This window comes from Rhodospirillales bacterium RIFCSPLOWO2_02_FULL_58_16 (genome assembly GCA_001830425.1).
Lineage (GTDB): Bacteria > Pseudomonadota > Alphaproteobacteria > Rhodospirillales > 2-02-FULL-58-16 > 2-02-FULL-58-16.
The window spans coordinates 119,293-120,642 of the sequence record MIAA01000014.1 but is presented as its reverse complement, the minus strand read 5'-3'; the positions used below and the strand labels follow the sequence as shown (position 1 = coordinate 120,642).

Sequence of the window (1,350 nt, the reverse complement as noted above, 5' to 3'; positions counted from 1 at the left end):
CCACGTCTTTTCACCAGGAAACGGACAAGTGGATAGACGTGGACCGCCGGGTCAAGCCCGGCGGTGACGGAAGAGAGCAATTATCAGGTCAGGGCATTTCGGTGAGCAGGACATCGCCCTCGCGGGAGCCGAACGCCATGCGCCGCGTGCCGGGAATCAAGGTGATGAAATACCTGGACTGGATGGGAAGCTTATAGGTTGCCGTCTTGTCGCCGGTCTTGGCGTCAAGGATGCGCAGGACATCCTTCATGTCGAGGATGTAGATGCTCTTGCCGTCGGAAACGATTTCCGCCATCACCGCCGACCAGTTTTCCTCAAGCCACTTCTTTTGATAGTCCATGGTCCGGTGACGCCAGACCACGCCGCCGGTCTTGATGTTGATGGCGAATATCCAGCCCCGCGACGACCAGAAGTAGGCCATATTGCCGACCACCAGATGGGAATTGATGAAATTGCCGGACTCAAAGCCCCACATAATCTTGCCTTGGGCCGGGTCGATGCCGAACAGATTGTCCTTGTAGCCGCCGGCGACAAGGATATCGCCGGAGACGTGAAGCTGGCGCAGATACTGCCACTTGACGCTGTTGTCGATGCTCCACAGAAGCTTGCCGTCCCTGGCCGACAGGGCGTACAGCGGGCCGGCGCCGGGGCCGACAAGAATAGTGTCCTTATAGACGGTGGCGGCATAGCCGACCTGTGAGCCTTCCACGGTGGGGAAGGTCCACAGCGTCTTGCCGGTCTCGACGTCAACGGTGATCAGCTCCGATCCCTCGCCGAAATGAATGCGCCCGTCGTTGTACAGGGGCAAACCCAACTGATGCCCCTCCCTGGGGGCGCGGCTCCAGCGCGGCTCGCCGCCGGCCTTGTTCCAAACCGCCAGTTGATGATGCCCGCCGGTGATGATGCGGTCCTCGGCCAAGCGGGGACGGAAAGACGACCCGGCGCTGAGCGGCTGTTGCCACAGGCGTTCGCCGCGATCAATGTCCCAGGCTTCCAGCGTCTTGTCGCCGGATAAATAGAGGCGGGGGCCGTCAACCGTGAAGGGGCTGAGAACGCCGTTCCCCGTTTTCCATCGTCCCAGGATTTTTAGTTCCTGCTCGGCGGCGGCGTAAGAATTGCGGGCAAAAAGAAGCGGCGCCGTCGTAACCAACGCACAAGCGTTAAGCAACAAACGGCGCCGCGAGATAATCATAACCAAATAAGCCGGTTATCAGTCTTTAGTTACACTTGGCCCCTTGGTTGATCCACTTGAACATGATGTCAAGAGCGCTGGGGTCACGGTCTTCACCCATATCGACGCCCATCGGCATGCGGTTCTCGGTAAGACGCAGCCACAGCTTGGAATCCATC

The 1,350-nt window shown here is 59.3% G+C and carries 2 protein-coding genes and 1 pseudogene (1 of these 3 only partly in view); all 3 read left to right on the top strand.

The window, feature by feature from the left end:
* Positions 1-197: pseudogene (locus tag A3H92_08000) on the top strand (aminotransferase); it begins 1,363 nt to the left of the window's first position.
* 239 nt (positions 198-436) lie between these two features.
* Complete coding sequence (locus A3H92_07995; protein OHC75974.1) at positions 437-700, top strand: hypothetical protein; 264 nt, start codon at positions 437-439, stop codon at positions 698-700.
* Between the two features lie 78 nt (positions 701-778).
* The gene (locus tag A3H92_07990; protein ID OHC75973.1) at positions 779-1,015 is read left to right on the top strand and encodes a hypothetical protein; all 237 of its coding nucleotides are present in this window, start codon (positions 779-781) and stop codon (positions 1,013-1,015) included.
* Positions 1,016-1,350 lie beyond the last annotated feature (335 nt).